At 64.8% G+C, this 15,441-nt stretch carries 18 protein-coding genes; all 18 read left to right on the plus strand.

From position 1 onward, the window contains the following. Positions 1 to 295: 295 nt before the first annotated feature. The 18 genes from V5E97_RS07655 to V5E97_RS07740 all read left to right on the plus strand — a co-directional run bounded on the left by V5E97_RS07655 (position 296) and on the right by V5E97_RS07740 (position 15,398). The gene (locus V5E97_RS07655) at positions 296 to 1,768 is read left to right on the plus strand and encodes a flagellar biosynthesis/type III secretory pathway lipoprotein (RefSeq protein ID WP_406698729.1); all 1,473 of its coding nucleotides are present in this window, start codon (positions 296 to 298) and stop codon (positions 1,766 to 1,768) included. After that, complete coding sequence (locus V5E97_RS07660; protein ID WP_406698730.1) at positions 1,765 to 2,367, plus strand: FliG C-terminal domain-containing protein; 603 nt, start codon at positions 1,765 to 1,767, stop codon at positions 2,365 to 2,367. Before V5E97_RS07655 ends, V5E97_RS07660 begins: the two co-directional genes overlap by 4 nt. After that, complete coding sequence (locus V5E97_RS07665) at positions 2,360 to 2,668, plus strand: FliG C-terminal domain-containing protein (RefSeq protein ID WP_406698731.1); 309 nt, start codon at positions 2,360 to 2,362, stop codon at positions 2,666 to 2,668. The genes V5E97_RS07660 and V5E97_RS07665 overlap by 8 nt, the downstream gene beginning before the upstream one ends. 155 nt (positions 2,669 to 2,823) lie before the next feature. Further along, the gene (locus tag V5E97_RS07670) at positions 2,824 to 3,408 is read left to right on the plus strand and encodes a FliO/MopB family protein (RefSeq protein WP_406698732.1); all 585 of its coding nucleotides are present in this window, start codon (positions 2,824 to 2,826) and stop codon (positions 3,406 to 3,408) included. Continuing rightward, positions 3,405 to 4,136, plus strand: coding sequence for an EscR/YscR/HrcR family type III secretion system export apparatus protein (locus V5E97_RS07675; RefSeq protein WP_406698733.1), 732 nt, complete (start codon positions 3,405 to 3,407; stop codon positions 4,134 to 4,136). The genes V5E97_RS07670 and V5E97_RS07675 overlap by 4 nt, the downstream gene beginning before the upstream one ends. After that, positions 4,112 to 4,345, plus strand: a complete 234-nt coding sequence (locus tag V5E97_RS07680) for a hypothetical protein (RefSeq protein WP_406698734.1) — start codon at positions 4,112 to 4,114, stop codon at positions 4,343 to 4,345. Before V5E97_RS07675 ends, V5E97_RS07680 begins: the two co-directional genes overlap by 25 nt. Before the next feature lie 78 nt (positions 4,346 to 4,423). Then, positions 4,424 to 4,690, plus strand: coding sequence for a flagellar biosynthetic protein FliQ (locus tag V5E97_RS07685; RefSeq protein WP_406698735.1), 267 nt, complete (start codon positions 4,424 to 4,426; stop codon positions 4,688 to 4,690). Positions 4,691 to 4,745: 55 nt separating this feature from the next. Next, entirely contained in the window at positions 4,746 to 5,504 is a 759-nt protein-coding gene (locus tag V5E97_RS07690) for a flagellar biosynthetic protein FliR (protein WP_406698736.1), read from the plus strand. 4 nt (positions 5,505 to 5,508) lie between these two features. After that, positions 5,509 to 6,549, plus strand: coding sequence for an EscU/YscU/HrcU family type III secretion system export apparatus switch protein (locus V5E97_RS07695; RefSeq protein WP_406698737.1), 1,041 nt, complete (start codon positions 5,509 to 5,511; stop codon positions 6,547 to 6,549). Positions 6,550 to 6,875: 326 nt separating this feature from the next. After that, positions 6,876 to 7,127, plus strand: coding sequence for a hypothetical protein (locus tag V5E97_RS07700; protein WP_406698738.1), 252 nt, complete (start codon positions 6,876 to 6,878; stop codon positions 7,125 to 7,127). Between the two features lie 615 nt (positions 7,128 to 7,742). After that, entirely contained in the window at positions 7,743 to 9,890 is a 2,148-nt protein-coding gene (locus V5E97_RS07705; RefSeq protein ID WP_406698739.1) for a flagellar biosynthesis protein FlhA, read from the plus strand. Positions 9,891 to 10,028: 138 nt separating this feature from the next. Then, positions 10,029 to 11,138, plus strand: coding sequence for a flagellar biosynthesis protein FlhF (locus tag V5E97_RS07710; RefSeq protein ID WP_406698740.1), 1,110 nt, complete (start codon positions 10,029 to 10,031; stop codon positions 11,136 to 11,138). Further along, on the plus strand, positions 11,135 to 11,308 hold the full coding sequence (locus V5E97_RS07715; protein ID WP_406698741.1) for a hypothetical protein: 174 nt from the start codon (positions 11,135 to 11,137) through the stop codon (positions 11,306 to 11,308). The genes V5E97_RS07710 and V5E97_RS07715 overlap by 4 nt, the downstream gene beginning before the upstream one ends. 96 nt (positions 11,309 to 11,404) lie before the next feature. Further along, positions 11,405 to 12,322, plus strand: coding sequence for a P-loop NTPase (locus tag V5E97_RS07720; RefSeq protein ID WP_406698742.1), 918 nt, complete (start codon positions 11,405 to 11,407; stop codon positions 12,320 to 12,322). A gap of 292 nt (positions 12,323 to 12,614) precedes the next feature. Then, on the plus strand, positions 12,615 to 13,391 hold the full coding sequence (locus tag V5E97_RS07725) for a FliA/WhiG family RNA polymerase sigma factor (RefSeq protein WP_015250513.1): 777 nt from the start codon (positions 12,615 to 12,617) through the stop codon (positions 13,389 to 13,391). Positions 13,392 to 13,632: 241 nt separating this feature from the next. Continuing rightward, complete coding sequence (locus tag V5E97_RS07730; protein WP_406698743.1) at positions 13,633 to 14,238, plus strand: TetR/AcrR family transcriptional regulator; 606 nt, start codon at positions 13,633 to 13,635, stop codon at positions 14,236 to 14,238. Between the two features lie 279 nt (positions 14,239 to 14,517). Beyond that, complete coding sequence (locus tag V5E97_RS07735; RefSeq protein WP_406698744.1) at positions 14,518 to 14,880, plus strand: hypothetical protein; 363 nt, start codon at positions 14,518 to 14,520, stop codon at positions 14,878 to 14,880. Positions 14,881 to 14,930: 50 nt separating this feature from the next. After that, positions 14,931 to 15,398, plus strand: a complete 468-nt coding sequence (locus tag V5E97_RS07740; RefSeq protein WP_406698745.1) for a hypothetical protein — start codon at positions 14,931 to 14,933, stop codon at positions 15,396 to 15,398. The last annotated feature ends 43 nt before the right edge of the window (positions 15,399 to 15,441 follow it).

Genomic DNA, 15,441 nt, shown 5'->3' on the forward strand with positions numbered 1-15,441 from the left:
GGATAACACTCCCCTCGCAGGATGCGACAGACTCCGTGATCCCATGGAAGGGATGACGGCCTCATTTGCGTAGGGCCGTGGGGACTCGATCCACTCGTGCGCTCCGCCTTGATGGCCGTTCGGGTCTATCCCGTCCGCTTTCCCCGTCCTCGCTGCTTGCTATCGCGCCGTTGTGGGCCGGTCGGTCTGGTTTCCCGCTGTTGGTTCGTATCGGGTTTGCCCGGCGCGTACCGTCTGCGTGGCGATCGCCAATGGCCCGGGCCTCGGTGCGATCGGGTCGCTCGGAGGAGAGTCGATGCGGACCGAGAGTCCTCCCTCAGTTGCTCCGACGGTCAAACGGATCTTGAGCCGGTTGGCCGTGGCCAAACGCTCAGTCTGGGCCCGAGGCCCCGTCGTGCGCTGGGTCGCGGTCCTCGGCATTGTGGCTGCGATCGGCCTGTTTGTTTATTTGGCGGCCATTCCTTCGCCGGGCAAAAACCTGGGCGAAGGGCGCCAGTACTCAGCCGACGCCATCAACAGCATCACCCGCGCCCTCGACGTGGCGCATATCGAGTATCGCGTCGAAGATCGCCGGATCGGCGTCGCGACCGACCGCTACGAAGAAGCCACGGATGTCTTGTCCAAACTCGACGTCAATACACGCTCCATCCCCGAAATCCGCAAGGATTTTCAGGCCTCGAGCCTTTGGTGGGAGACCCCGAAGGATAAGGAGCAGCGCGAACTTCGCGCCAAGGCGGAGATCCTCGAGGCGATCATCGGCGACCTCGAAGAGATCGTCTCGGCCTACGTGGATATCGATCGGACTCAAACGAAGACGGCGGGGCGTCCCACGACGACGACGACTGCCTTCGTTTTGCTCGAGACCAAAGACTCGCGGAAGATCGGTCCCAAGATCGTCCAGAGCATCAAAGGCATCGTGGTGAGCAAAGAGCCCTCCCTGAAGGAGGACGCCGTGTCGGTCTGGGACCGGGAAGGCAACCGGTATCTCGATCCGAGCAAGCCCTTGCTGGATGTGATCTCGCGAACCCAGGCTCGTGAAGAAGAACTCAAGCAAGAGATCTCACAACAACTCGATTGGATCAAGGGAGTGGGGGTCACCGTCCAGATGGTCGCCCCCCCCGCGCCGGAGCCGGTCGCCGTGGCTGAGGCGCCGATCCCGGTCGCCGAGCCGAGCGTGGGGGTGAACCAACCCCTGGATACGGAATCGGCGTCGCCTCCCCCCGCCGAGCAGGCCCCCTCCGCCGAGCCGAAATCGCCCGTCGAGACCAACTTTGCACGGATCTGGGTCAGAGTTCCGCGCAGTTTCTACTATCGCAAGGCGATGCCGAGCCGGAGTCCCTCACAGGAGGATCTCCAGGCGATCCAGGTACGGACGGAAGCGACCATCAAAACCGCCGTGGGGTATGTGCTGCCCACCGGCACGTTCGAGCTTCTGGTCGACACGATTCCCGACGAGGTGGTCCTCCGGGACCCGCTGGTCGCGCCCGCGGTGCCCGAGACGAGGCGGATCCCGTCCTGGTGGATTCCGGCCGGAGTGGGAGGAGGAGTGGCTGGGCTGCTCCTGATCGTCGGACTTCGCCTGCTCGCGACGAGGCGACCGCGTCGGGCCCTGGCGGCCGAGCCCGCGCGGATCCGGTTTGCCGTGGAAGCTGATTCCGAAACGACCCCGGGCGCCTCGGAGCGGGTCCGTGAGTTGATCCGTCATAATCCCGAGGCTGCCGCAAGCGTTCTGAATCGCTGGATCGGCCAGGGAGGACACGCGGCATGACACGTCTGGAAACGCCTCGCGCAGCACCGGCTTTAGCCTCCGCTCTGGGAGTGGCCGCGGCGGTCGCCAACGACCAGGACGCCGGCCATACCGACGAGTCGGCTCCGATCCGGAAGGCGGCCATACTACTGGTGAGTTTGGAGCAACCGCTAGCCTCGCAATTATTGGCGCAACTCGATCGATCGGCCGTCGAGGCGGTGACTTTGGAGATCGCACGGCTCGAGCGGATTGCGCCGGCGGAACAGCAGGCTGTCCTTGAGGAATTTTACGGCTTGGGTCTACGAAGGCTCCGCTTTGTGTTCGAAGACTTGGTCAAGATGGACGATACAGACATCAGGGAGGCGTACCACGACGAGGACGTTGCGACCTGGGCTTTGGCCCTTGGTGGCGCGGCTCGTCCGGTTCGCGCCAAGGTCCTCCGAGCGCTGTCGGCACTTGCGGCCGGCGGTCTCAGTCGGGCCTTGGATCAGTTGGGCCCTTTCCGGCTCGACGATGCCGAAGCTGCCCAGATGGACGTTGCCGAGCGGCTTCGGCGTCTCCATGACCACGGACGACTCACCCTTCCCGACCCCAACGGTCAGGAGGCCATCCTTGTCTGACCTCGTCGACTTCGAAGACCTGCGGGATCTTGACGGATCCGACCTACGCGCGGTCCTCGACCAAGTTTCTACCGAGCAGCTCTTGTCGGCGATGGCGGGCACTCCGCCCGGCCTGAGGCGACTGCTGCTGACCAAGCTTTCTTCCTCCTCGGCGGTTCAGCTCGAGGCCCAGATCAACGCATACGGGACCGTCTCGTTTGAATCGGCGAAGAACGCCCAGCGTGCTCTGGTCGACGCCCTCTGTCGACTCAGTCGGGCTGGGCAAGTCGCCTTTGACGATCCTGAAGATATGGTAGCCTAGGCCGAGTCCACTCCTCCGCATGAGATTCGCCGGTTCGGCGGGCCTCGTGGGGCGGGGAGGACTCAACCGTGAGAATCCAGAGCGACCCAGGACGGGAGATCGCGAGGATTTTCGGGCGAGCCAGACCCAGGGGCCATTTCGCAAAGGATTTGCGGATGCCGAGCGCGAGATTTCGCCAACACATTTACGCCGGGGCCATCGTGGTCTTAGGACCACTGGCCTCGGTGTTTTTTCTCCCTCGGGCTCGGGCCGACCACGCCCCCCCCACGGCCTCGATCAACGCCCCTTCCACATCCGTATCGGCATCCGCAACCGCATCCGATCGCCAACCGTTCGCGCCTCGAGGTGCTTCCGGCCGGCGCGGATCGAAAGGCCCCGAAGGTTCGACCGGATGGTGGCTCGGGACCGGCGGAATCGCGCTTACCCTGGCCCTTTGCGGCGGGATTAGCGTGGCCTCGAAACGTTATCTTCCCTCGCGGAACGGCGCAAGCCCGATGCGTGTGGTCGGTCGCACGGTGCTTTCTCCCAAGCATTCCGTCTACCTCCTCGAGGTGGGCCAACGCGTCCTGATCGTCGGCACGGGTGCCCAAGGGGCCCCCGCGCTCCTGGGTGAGCTGACGGACCCCGCCGAGCGTGACGCCTTTCTCACGCCCTCGTCCCGGGGCGCGGCCGTCTCCGTACCGATCGGACCAGTCCCCTCGGCTGGCCGGTTCGACCGCCGGGTTGGAGACGACGAATGAATGCAAGGTTGATCAAGCCGGCCCTCCTGGTCGTTGGCTTTGCTACCACCCTGCTGACGCTCGGCGCCGCCCCGCCGGGGAGTCGCGGCCCAGGTTCACCGTCTCGTTCGGCTTCGGCGGCGACTTCGGCGGGGCCTCGCCCGGCGGTGATGGCGAACCGACCGGTGGCTCCGATTACGACTGATTTACTCCAGGAGGACGCTGGGCCGGCTCTGAAGTCGGCCGAGCCCTCGATCTCGGCTCCGGCCCCATCGGCCAATCTCCTGGCGCCTCCGGAACCGGGGCAGGTCATCTCGGGCCTCCGGATGGCCGCGCCTTTGTTGATCATGCTGGTGCCCGCGGCCGTGCTGATGTTCACGGCGTTCGTCCGGATCAATATCGTCCTGATCCTTTTGCGACAGGCGCTGGGGAGTCCGCAGGTCCCGGGCAACCAGGTCCTCTCCGCCTTGGCCCTGCTCCTCACCGCGCTCGTGATGCGGCCCGTCGCCGAGGTGGCCTATACCCAGGGGATCGAACCGTACGCCTCGGGCCGTTTGCCGGCCGTCGCGGCCTGGGAGGCAGGCACGAAGCCGATCAAGGCGTTCATGATCAAGCAGATCGAGCGGACCAACCACCAGGACTACCTCTGGCAGCTCTACGACCTTTCGACCACCGGGTCGGCCAACCAGCCCGACCCGGTCAACGGGAGGATTTTCCGCTCCAGGTGGTGGCGCCGGCATTCCTCCTGAGCGAACTGACCACCGCGCTCGTGATCGGCTTCTACATCTACCTCCCGTTCCTGGTGATCGACCTGGTTGTCTCATCGGTGCTGGCGGCGATGGGCCTGTTCATGCTCCCCCCGTCGTTGATCGCGTTGCCGCTGAAGCTGATTCTGTTCGTGCTGGCCGATGGGTGGCTGCTCGTCGCGTCGATGCTCTTGCAAAGTTTTGCAAGTTGAACATCTCTTGTCTTGCTTTGAACGAAGCGACTGAAGTCCGGTGGGCCAAGCCCACTTCTCAAAGAGCGGGGGCCGTCGATGGAGCTGTCACAAGTGATCGACTGGTCGCGCGAGGCGATTCGTCTTTCTCTGCAACTGGGGGGGCCGCTCCTGGGGGTGGCTCTGGTGGTCGGCCTGGTGATTGGGATCGGGCAGACGCTCACCCAGTTGCACGAGCCGGTGGTGGGCATGGTACCTCGCCTGGTGGCGGTGATGCTCGCTTTCCTCGTGATTCTGCCCTGGTTGTTGGGTCGTTGGGTCTCGTTTGAGACCACCTTGATCGAGTCGATCCCTGGGATGCTTTGAGTCCGACCCACTACCTCTCATTTTCTCATCTTTCTTCCGGCGGGGCCTTGTGTCGATGACGTCGAGCGACGCGGTCTGGCTTCTGGGACATGGCGGGGCGGTGGCCCTGGTCCTGGCGCGAGTGCTCGGGCTGGCCTGGACGGCTCCGTCTCTGGCGTCGTCCGGCCTGGACTGGCGGTTCCGCGTCGGCCTGGTTGCCGTCCTGGGGGGGATCATCGTTCCGGTGGTTGTCGGCGAGATCGTGGCGCCGGCCCGATGGTTGGATCTCGGGCGAGTCTGCCTGGCCGAGGCGGCCATTGGGGCCGCGTTGGGCTGGTCGGCCGCCCTGATCGTGGCGGGGGCGAGGCAGGCCGGCGAGATCGTCGGCGTGCAGTCCGGGCTCTCCCCCGCGGCCCTGTTCGACCCCGATGCAGGGGACGAGATGACCCCGTTGGGCCACCTCTACGGCATGCTGGCGCTTGCGACCTTCCTGGCCCTCGACGGCCCGATCGTGCTGGTCAAGGCGCTGATCGAGAGCTATCAGGTGGTGCCCGCCGGAACGGCGAGCCTCTCGGTCGAGACCGTGAACCAGGCTTTCAGCCGGGTGGGGCAGGCCCTGGCCCTGACGCTTCGCGCCGCCGCGCCCCCGGCCCTGGCCCTCTGCCTGGCGGGGATGGCGTTTGGTTTGCTGGGACGTGCGGCTCCCTCGCTGCAGCTTGTCACCCTGTCGTTGCCGATCCGGTCGGCGCTTGGCCTGCTCCTGGTCGGCCTCGGTATGCTCACCTTGATCTCAACCCTGTCAGCGGCCTGGGGCGTCTGGCCCGGAGGGTGGTGATTCGATGTCGGAAGACCGGACCCAGGAGCCGTCGAAGCTTCGAAGACAGCAGGCCCGCGAGCGCGGTCAGGTCGCGCATAGCGCCGAGTTGACCGGCTCGGTCGGGTTGCTGGCGGCGGTGGTCATGCTCGGGTTTCGCGGCAACGACATTACGACGAGCCTGGTCACGCTCTTGCGCGAGCCTTTGCTCGGAGCGCCGAGCATCACCGCCGATCCCTCCGAAGTCGTCATGCGGCTCCGCCAGCTCGCACTCGGGGTGATCTGGCCGCTGATCCCCGTCGTGGGCAGCTTCGTCCTGGCGGCGATCGGGGCACACCAGGCGCAAGTGCAGGGGCTCTGGGTACCGGGTCTGCTCGCGCCTGACCCGACTCGACTCTGGACCCTCGGGCAAGGCCAAGGGATCGTTACTCGTGGCGGCCGTGGGCTCTGGTCGTTGATCAAGGCGATTGCGATCGTGGCCGTGGCCGCCTGGTCGATCCGGCGCGGCTGGCTCGACTTCCAGCAGTTCGGCGCAATGGACACGCCGACTCTGGCCCGGTCCGTTGGCGGGACGCTCTGGCTCCTGGCGACCTGGCTTGCGACCACAACTTTCGTGCTTGGCCTGATCGACTTCGCACTCCAGTTGCGGCGTTATGAGGATCTCTTACGGACGACCTCCGAAGAGCATCGCGAGGACCAGCGGTCGGCTGAGGGAGACCCTGCGCTGCGATCGAAGCGGCGACGGCTCGTGAAAGCCTGGCGCGGCGACTCGCCCGAGCTGCTCACGGGGGCCTCGCTCGTTTTGACCGGCCCCAGTGGCTTGACGCTCGTCCTGGCGGGAGGGCCGCCGCCCCGATCGGTCTCGCTCCGCTCCGCCGTCCAAGGGGCGTCGGGGCTGCACCTGCGAATGGCGGCCGAAGCGGCCAAGCTCCCGCAGATTGCGGCCCCAGACCTCGCTCGCCGCTTGATCGGGCGCCGCGCCCCCGCACTTCCGCTGCCGGCCGAAGCGCTCGCGGAACTCGCCTCGATCTGGCCCACCGATCGCGCGTCGGATAGGCCGGTTTAGTCAAAAAGTCTTGATGCTACGGGAAACGCATTTTTGCCAGTGGCTTAACTCTTTCGCAGGGCGGACGATCCGGCCGGCGAAACGAGCTGTTTGCCGTTTGCGAGGCACGGTCAAAGCCGGATCCTTCGAGCATTCTCCATGTCCTTGCAGGTTATTCCGCGAACCGAACCGCGAATTGTGTCGAATGAGTAAGTAGGGGAGATGCTCTTGAAAAGGGAATCCGTATCAGGATGCCTGGAGCGCTGTACGGTTTGCCTGTGCCAGGTTTAAGAAAACTCCCTGGACTTTATGTTCTGACTCAACGAGCCGATGGGAGGAACTCACCCATGGCAATCGTATCAACTTCGCGCGAGCACCGAACGTTTCCTACCTGGCCTACAAGTTGGGAGGACTACGAGCGATACCGAGATCATGCCATCGACCTTTTGATGGTGCTCACGGTGGTCGGCCTGGCCGCGGCTCTCGCCTTGAGACCCGGCGATTCGAGTCTTGTGCGGCAGGAGCAATGGCTTGTCCTGGTCTTATCCGGACTGGCCCTATTCCTTTCGCGGCTGCGGAGGCTGGTCCTTTCCAAGTAGGGACGCGGGGCCGTGCCAACGGCCTCGAGCCCGCCTGGGTGGATCGAATCCGGTCTGCCCAATCCGGGACGCCCGCATTTCGAGGGCATTCTGTCCGGGGCCAGGACGAGCGTCCTGGCCCCGTTTGCGTTACCAGGGCCCTGGAGACAGCGCGGCCCGCTTCCTCCCACCTCCCCCTTGGGACCGCGGTCGCCCCACACCTTTCATTCAATTCAAAGAATTTGAATTTCATCTGAGTCAAAGGTGGGCGTGGCCCTCGCACTTCCAGGGGGTGTGAGTTCACTCTCCCTCGATTTCCCGCCTTTTCGGGGGAGCTCGGCCCGACAATCTTCTCGCTTCTCTCTCCTCACGGTGGGCAAAGGGCCGATACTCTCCGCTTGGCTTGTTTCGGTCTGGACACTCGGACCGATCGGGGGTATCGTCCCGCCACACGTCCGAGGCTCATCACCCGATGGCTGCCGTCGCTGAAAACAGAGTGCGATCGGCCCGGGATTGCGGGAAAACGCGAGCATAAAAAGTGGGGACCGGTCGAGCATGGATGCTCGCCATCTCCGCGATTTCGCGGGACCTGATCCTGGCCGTTGACCCTTTTTTAAACGTCGTGGAGGGGAAGGGATGCCTCCCACACCAATCTCGAGAGCCGACGCCACGGGGTGGTCTCGTCTGACCGACGTGATCATGCCTGTCACGATCGTGGGGGCGATCCTCGTCTTCGTGGTCCCGGTGCCGCCGGTGGTGCTCGACCTGCTGCTTGCGGCCAATCTGACGCTCGCGGTGCTCGTGCTCCTGACGACGCTGACGATCCGGACTCCGCAGGAATTCAGTGTCTTCCCGACCCTTCTGCTGACCACGACTTTGACCCGTTTGGTTCTGAACGTCGCGACGACCCGGTTGATCCTCACCAAAGGGGGAACGGACGGCCTCGATGCGGCGGGGGGAGTGATTCGGGAGTTCGGTGAGTTCGTTGCCAGAGATCAGGTGATGGTCGGGGCGATTATCTTCGGCATCCTGGTCGTCATTCAGTTCGTCGTGATTACCAAGGGGGCCACCCGCATCAGTGAGGTGGCCGCTCGGTTCATGCTCGACGGCCTGCCCGGGCGGCAGATGGCGATCGACGCCGACTTGCACGCCGGACTGATCGACCAGCACGAAGCTCACCGCCGCCGGGATACGGTCTATCGCCAGGCGGACTTCTTCGGAGCCATGGATGGTGCCGGCAAGTTTGTCCGGGGTGATGCCGTTGCGGGCGTGATCATCATCGCCATCAACATTGGCGCGGGTCTGTTCCTTGGCATGTTCAACCATGGCATGCCCCTCGGCGAAGCGATCAACGTCTACACCAAGCTGACGATCGGCGATGGACTGGTGAGCCAGATCCCCGCGTTCTTGATCTCGCTGGCTGCCGGCCTGATCGTGACCCGGTCGTCGTCGGAGACCGACCTGGGCAAGGACGTGGTCAGGCAGTTGTTCGGCCATCGAAGCGTCCTGGCGACCTCGGCGGCCTTCCTCGGCTTGCTCGCCCTGACGCCGTTGCCGAAGCTTCCGCTCCTGGCCCTGGCGGGTGCCCTCGGTGGCGCGGCGTTCCTGATGGGAAATCAGTCCGCGGAGGCCACGGAGAGCGACGACTCGGGAACCGACGAACCGGCCGAGGCGGCTCCCGCGGCTGAGCATGCGACCGACCGGATGGAAGACCTGCTCCACGTCGATCCGCTCGAACTGGAGATCGGCTACCGGCTGATCGCGCTGGCGGATCCGACCCGAGGCGGGGATCTGCTCGACCGGCTCCGCACGGTCCGCCACCGGGTCGCTCGCGACCTCGGTCTGATCGTGCCACAGGTGCGGATCCGCGACGAGATCGGCCTGGGGCCGCACGAGTATCGGCTCAAGATTCGAGGGACGGTGGTGGGGCAGGGGATCGCCTACGTGGGACGGCTCCTGGCGGTTCCCCCGGCAGGCTTGGTCGCTCGCCCCGATGGCCGCGACGGCGTGGAGCCGGTCACCGGGCAGCCGGCGGTCTGGATTCATGCCGATGGCCGTGAGGTCGCCGAGCTGGCAGGTTGCCGGATTCTCGAAGCCTCGGCGGCCCTGGCCGGACACTTTGGCGAGATCGTACTCGGGCATGCCGACGAGTTGATGACCCGCGAGCAGACGGGGCGGCTCCTCGAACGGGCACGGGCCACTGCGCCGGCCCTGGTTGACGAGGTCGTGCCGGGCCTGCTTCGTGCCGGCGAACTCCAACGCGTGCTTCAGAACCTCCTGCGAGAGCGGGTGAGTATCCGCGACCTGGAGACGATCCTGGAGACCGTGGCCGTTCACGCGGGGCGGGTCAAGGATATCGATCTCCTGACCGAGCACGTCCGGTGCGGCCTGGCTCGGCGGATCACCGAACAATACAAAGGAACCGATGGCCGGCTTCGGGTGGTGTCGCTCTCGCGGCTGCTCGACGACCGACTCGCGGCGGCTGGTGGTCAGCCCGACACGCGACCTGCCGCGATCCTCGGGGCCGAGGCGGCGCGAAGCGTCGTCCGGGCGGTCGCCCAGGCGGTTGGCCCGCTGATCGAGGCGAGTCTGCCACCGATCGTGCTGGGATCGGCCGAGGCCCGGCCCGTCCTCAAGGACCTCACCCGCGCGGATCTGCCGCGGCTCGTCGTACTCAGCCAGCGTGAGATTCCCCGCGACACGCCCGTCGAGACTCTCGGCATCGTGGACGAGGAGGAGTCGTCGGTCCTGGCGGCAATCTCCACGGCTGTCACGGTCAATTGAGAGGGAATAATCGTCGAAACCAGGAAGTGAAGAAATTGAATGATTTGGTGATGACGAATGAATCGTAAGTTTATAGCTTAGTCTGACCAGGTCGCTCGTCGCGATGGGTCGATGTCACAGTCAGGGGATTGAGTGGGCATGAGCTTAAGAACCTACCGAGCGGGAACGATGAAGGAGGCCCTGGCCCAGGTGCGTCGGGATCTTGGCGGCAGCGCCGTGATCCTTGGCACCCGCGAGGTGCGCCGGCGTCGTCTGTTCGGGCTTGGGTCTCGTGAACTCATCGAGGTGACCGCCTCGAGCGACGCGGCGGCGGCCTCGGTGACGGTTCCCAATTCGACCGCCTCGCCCTCGGGGGCGCTCCAGGCCCAGTTCGGCGAGCAATTGAGCCGGCTCCATGCGATGGTTGAAGACTTGAGCAAACACGGCCGGATCGATCATCTGCTCCCTGACTTGCCCAGCGAACTCGTGCCGACGTACGCCCAGCTGCTCGAGGCCGAGTTGCCCGAGGTCCTGGCCCGCCGCCTGGTTCGCTACGTGGCCGAGCGGCTCGAACCCGAACAGATCCACCGGCCCGAGATGGTTCGTGACGCGTTGTGCGACGCGGTCGAATCGTGCGTGCCGATCGCGCCTCCGATCGCCGCGGTCTCCGGTACCCGCCGGGTCGTGGCCCTGGTGGGGCCGACCGGGGTGGGGAAGACGACGACGGTGGCCAAGCTCGCGGCCAACTTCAAACTTGCACACGGGTTCCGGCCCGGTCTGGTGACGGTCGACACGTACCGGATCGCGGCCGTCGAGCAGCTAAGAACGTATGCCGAGATTATCAGTCTTCCCCTGGCCGTGGCCAACGCCCCGAGCGAGATGCGCCGGGCGATCGACGAGCTCGGAGATGTGGATCTCGTGCTCATCGACACGGCGGGCCGAAGTCCTCGCGACGAGGTCAAGATTCGTGAGTTGGCCGACTTCCTGGCCGCCGCCCAGCCCGACGAGGTCCACCTGGTTTTGAGTGCCACCGCAAGCGAACGTAGCCTGCGTGCGGCCGTCGAACGGTTTGCCTTGGTTCAGGCCGACCGCCTGATCCTCACCAAGCTCGACGAGGCCGACGGACTCGGCGGTGTGCTCTCGGTGCTTGGCCAGGCCGACCGTCCCGTCAGTTACCTGACGACCGGTCAGGCGGTTCCCGACGATATCGAGCCGGCGAATCGCACGCGGCTAGCCCGGTTGATCCTCGGGCACGAGGCCGTGACATGATCGGAACGACGCGTTTTCTGGCCACCACGGGGGCGCTTGAGTTCGAGGGCAGTCGCGACCGCCAGGGGAACTTTCATTACCAAGACGAGCGAGAGGCGAGAGAGAAACAGGTGAACGTTTTTAGTAATGATTTCACCGACAAGACTCGTCCGCCGGTCTCGCACGATTGAAAAATGGTTGACGGTCGATGAGCCTTGGCTCGTCGTTGGTCACCAGCCTTTTTCCGGGTAGGTGTCGTCCACGTATCGAGGAACGTTGAGGGATTCATGTCCGATCAAGCTGATGGACTGAGACAGTTAGTCCAGGCGCGGTCGGGGGCGACGGCCCTGGCCGACCCTCCTGAACCTTGCCGGAGCCTCGAGCTGCCGGTGAGGACCCGGTCGCTGGTTTTCACCAGTGGCAAGGGGGGGGTTGGCACGTCGAACCTCGCTCTGAACCTGGCGATCGCCCTGGGGGAGTACGGCCGTCGCGTGGTCCTGGTGGACGCCGACCTCGGGCTGGCGAACATCGACCTCTTGTGTGGCCTGGCTCCTTCGAGTGACCTGGGCGACGTGCTCGTCGGGGATTGCTCCCTGGCCGACGCGGTCATGACAGGGCCTGGCGAGATCCGGATCGTTCCCGGAGCGCACGGGATGCGGACCTTGCTCGACGTCCTTGGCGATGGCCCGGCCCGGCTCGTCGCCGAACTGGCGGAGCTCGAGGCAGGGGCGGACTTTCTCCTGGTCGACGCCGGCTCGGGCCTTGGCCCGGGGATCGCCACCTTGGCGGCGGCGGCCGAGCAGGTCGTCATCGTCACGACTCCCGAGCCCACTTCCGTGGCCGACGCCCATGCCGTCATCGGTCGGTTCCGCCGGCTGGCGGGTCCGTCGCGACTGCGGACCGTGATCAATCAGGCCGTCTCGTCGGCCGAGGCCTCGGACGTTCAGTCCCGCCTCAGCGCTTCGAGCCGGCAGTTTCTCGGGACGGTAGTGACGGGACTCGGGCACGTCAGGTCCGACCCCCACGTGCCACTGGCCGTCCGGATGCGCCGGCCGTTCGTACTCGCTTACCCCGGCTCGATTGCCTCACGAGGAGTTCGTCGCCTGGCTCGCGACCTGATCGAAGAACATCAGCCCAGGAGCCTCCGCCCCGGCTTCTTTTCCGCCTTGGCGGCGCGCTGGGCTTTGAGCCGGGTCGCCCGCTGAGACCTGTTCGTTTCCCAAAGAGGCGACGGGGCGGACCATCGACCGTGCGGCCGTGCTGATTGTGAAGAAAGTTTCGACGATGACGCTCAAGCTGATTCTGTCGATTGGCCGATAAGTAAGATAGATCCGGTTCCTTGGACCGTGAAGGGTCATGGGGTGGGACGGGTTCTCGAGACTTTCCATCGGGGACCTTGGCTGTGCTCTCGCGACGCCGCGACCGCAGCCCGGCTCATTGTCTCGCTCGATGCACATGGATGTGCCCCCCTTCGCGCAGCCGACATGGAGGTCAAGGATGTCAACCAAGCTGGACGTGGACGTGACAGAGCTCTGGCGAGAGTTCAAGGAACAGCCCACCACGCCCTTGCGCAACCGCCTGGTGGAACGGTACTTGCCATTGGTCAAGTACAACGCCGAGCGGATCTGGCAGCGCCTGCCCGAAGGGGTCGATCTCGACGACCTGATCTCGGCTGGCGTCTTCGGCCTGATGGACGCGATCGACGCGTTCGACCTGACCCGCGGGGTCAAGTTCGAGACCTACTGTGTCCCTCGAATCCGCGGGGCGATGCTCGATGAGCTGAGGACGATGGACTGGGTCCCCCGACTCGTCCGCTCCAAGCACACGAAGATGGAGGAGGCCCGCAAGTCGCTCGAGGCCCAGCACGGTCGGCCCCCGACCGATGCCGAACTCGCCGAACGACTCGGTCTGCCCCCCGAAGAATATGAGAAGATGGCGATGGATGCCAACGCCGTCGGCCTCATCAGCCTGAACAAGAAGTGGTACGAGACCGACAGCTACAAGGACGTCCGCGAGATCGACATTCTCGAGGACAAGAAGGGGGAAGACCCCACCCGCCGGCTCCAGCGCAAAGACCTGATGCGCATGGTGACCAAGGGCCTGAATCGCAACGAACGCCTGATTATCATTCTCTACTACTATGAAGAACTCACGATGAAAGAAATCGGCGCCACGCTCGACCTGAGCGAGTCGCGCGTTTCCCAGATGCACTCATCGATCATTCAGCGCCTCCAGTCGCAACTCTCCACCCGCCGCCCCGAATTCGGCACCTGAGCGAGTCGGCCGCCATCGGGGGCCTCCCATGTCGCCCCCCTACTTCTTCTTTCCGGGCCCGTCCCGGCGTCCCCCACGCAAAACGCGGGGGACGCCGGGACGGGCTCCCGCGCCCTTTTCGAAAGCAGACCGACAATCGCCGTCGCACGCCCTCCCAAGGCGAGCCGGACGCCTGACCGTGAACGGCCGAGTGGGACGGGCGCACCTTGATTTAGAATTATGACCGTAATATAAGTGGGTTATGCGATACCCTGCCGACCAGAAGCAGAAGACCCGACAACGAATTCTCAACGCCGCGGCCATCGTCTTTCGGCGGCAAGGGCTGCGGGCGGGGAGTGTCGACACCATCATGGGGGAGGCGGGCCTGACGGCGGGGGGCTTTTACTCGCACTTTGCCTCGAAGGAAGCCCTGTTCGCGGAGACGTTGGTCGAGTCGATCCGCCAGTCTCGGGTGCTCACCGGGCTCCAGGACGAGGACCTCTCGGGGGCCGAGCGGATCCGGTCGATCGTCGCCAAATACCTGAATTCGAGTCATCGTCGAGCGATCGAACAGGGATGCGCAATGCCTCCCTTGCTCTCCGAACTGCCCCGTGCGGGGGAATCCGCCCGACAGGCGTTCGAGGATGTGCTTGGTGAGATGGTCTCGGCCTTGGCCCCGCACCTTCCCGGGCATGATGACGGGGCCGCTTCCGATCAGGCCTTGGCATTGATCGCGGTCATGGTCGGTGGAATGACCCTGGCCAGGGCCGTGGCCGACGACGCGCTCTCGGACCGGATTCTCGCGGCCTGCCGGCAACTCGTCGAGTCGGCGGTTGGCCCCGAACCTGCGGCGAAACCGCAGATGTAGATTTTCCGGCCGCCCCCATTACCGTTCGCGTCGCTTATCTCGTTGTAGCCGGGGTCTGTGACTCCGGGCGAATGCCAGGACCGGGGTCACAGCCCCCAGCTATAAATCAGCCAACGCGTTGAAAAGGTCCGCCCAGGAAGCGGCAGGCGTGGGCATCGCCCTGGGCAAAGAAGGCGAAGACCTCGGGGTGAAGTTTCATCGGACTCCAATAATCGGAATCGGGCGACGAATTACCCCGAAAGGGGCATGTCGCCGGGACGGAGATTCGGAGGGGCCAACATGGCGACTTCCAGTAGCGAGGAGTGGAGCGTGATCGATTCTGTGGATTCCGCCCTGCTGAGGGCGATCAAGGGGGCGATCTGGTTCCCCTTCGTGTGCGTTCCCCGGCAAATCCACAGGTCTTTTCCCCTGGTGGTGAAGCTTTTTCGAATCGGTTTTCTGCTTGCCCTCTGGGGAACTCTCGTTTTCGGTCCCACGCTGTTGCTTTTTGAGGTCGACGAACCCGTGGTTGTGATGACGGTATTGGCCTGGACTGTGCTCGCGCTCGCCGGTTCGATCGGGGGCGTTCTGAGACTCCGGAGGCTCGTCCGCGCCATGGCCGGTTCGAAGAAGCCCGAAAACCTCAAAGAGGCCTTCGTCTGAAGGCCGGCTCTCAGGCACATCCCCGAATCCAGGTTGGGAGTTGACGGGGGATGAAGGCGACGTTTCGGTCATGTCTTGCGATGTCTTTGTCGCTGCTGATCGGCATCGCCTATGGGGCAATCACTGACCATTATGCTCCGGTGAGCGCGGGGTCCTTCCTGTGCGTCGGGGGGACGTCTGTCACTTTGCTTGCCATCGCTGCTGCCTGTCGGTTTCCTGCTCCCGGAGTGGGGTCGAAGGATGGGGGAGGCAGCGGGGGCGACTACTACAGTGCCAGTCTGGCGTCCTTTGCCGGACTGCTCGTCGCCTTGGACGTCTACCGGGGCGTCAGTGATGTTTCGCTTTTATCGCAGGTCCTCTCGACCGTGCCATTTCTGCGGGAGATCGGATGTGCCGTGAGGCGCAAGGATTGGCTGGCCGGCTGCGGAGCGGCGGGGTTCTTCGTGACGGCGGTGGCCATGCTCTATTGCAATCGCGGTGGCGGTTGGGCGGGGTTCTACTCCGTTTACTGTCCATGAGGGAGCAGGTCACTTCGACCGGCTTGCGCCTTTCGCGGCGGGC

This window comes from Singulisphaera photorubra, assembly GCF_045290345.1.
GTDB lineage: Bacteria > Planctomycetota > Planctomycetia > Isosphaerales > Isosphaeraceae > Singulisphaera.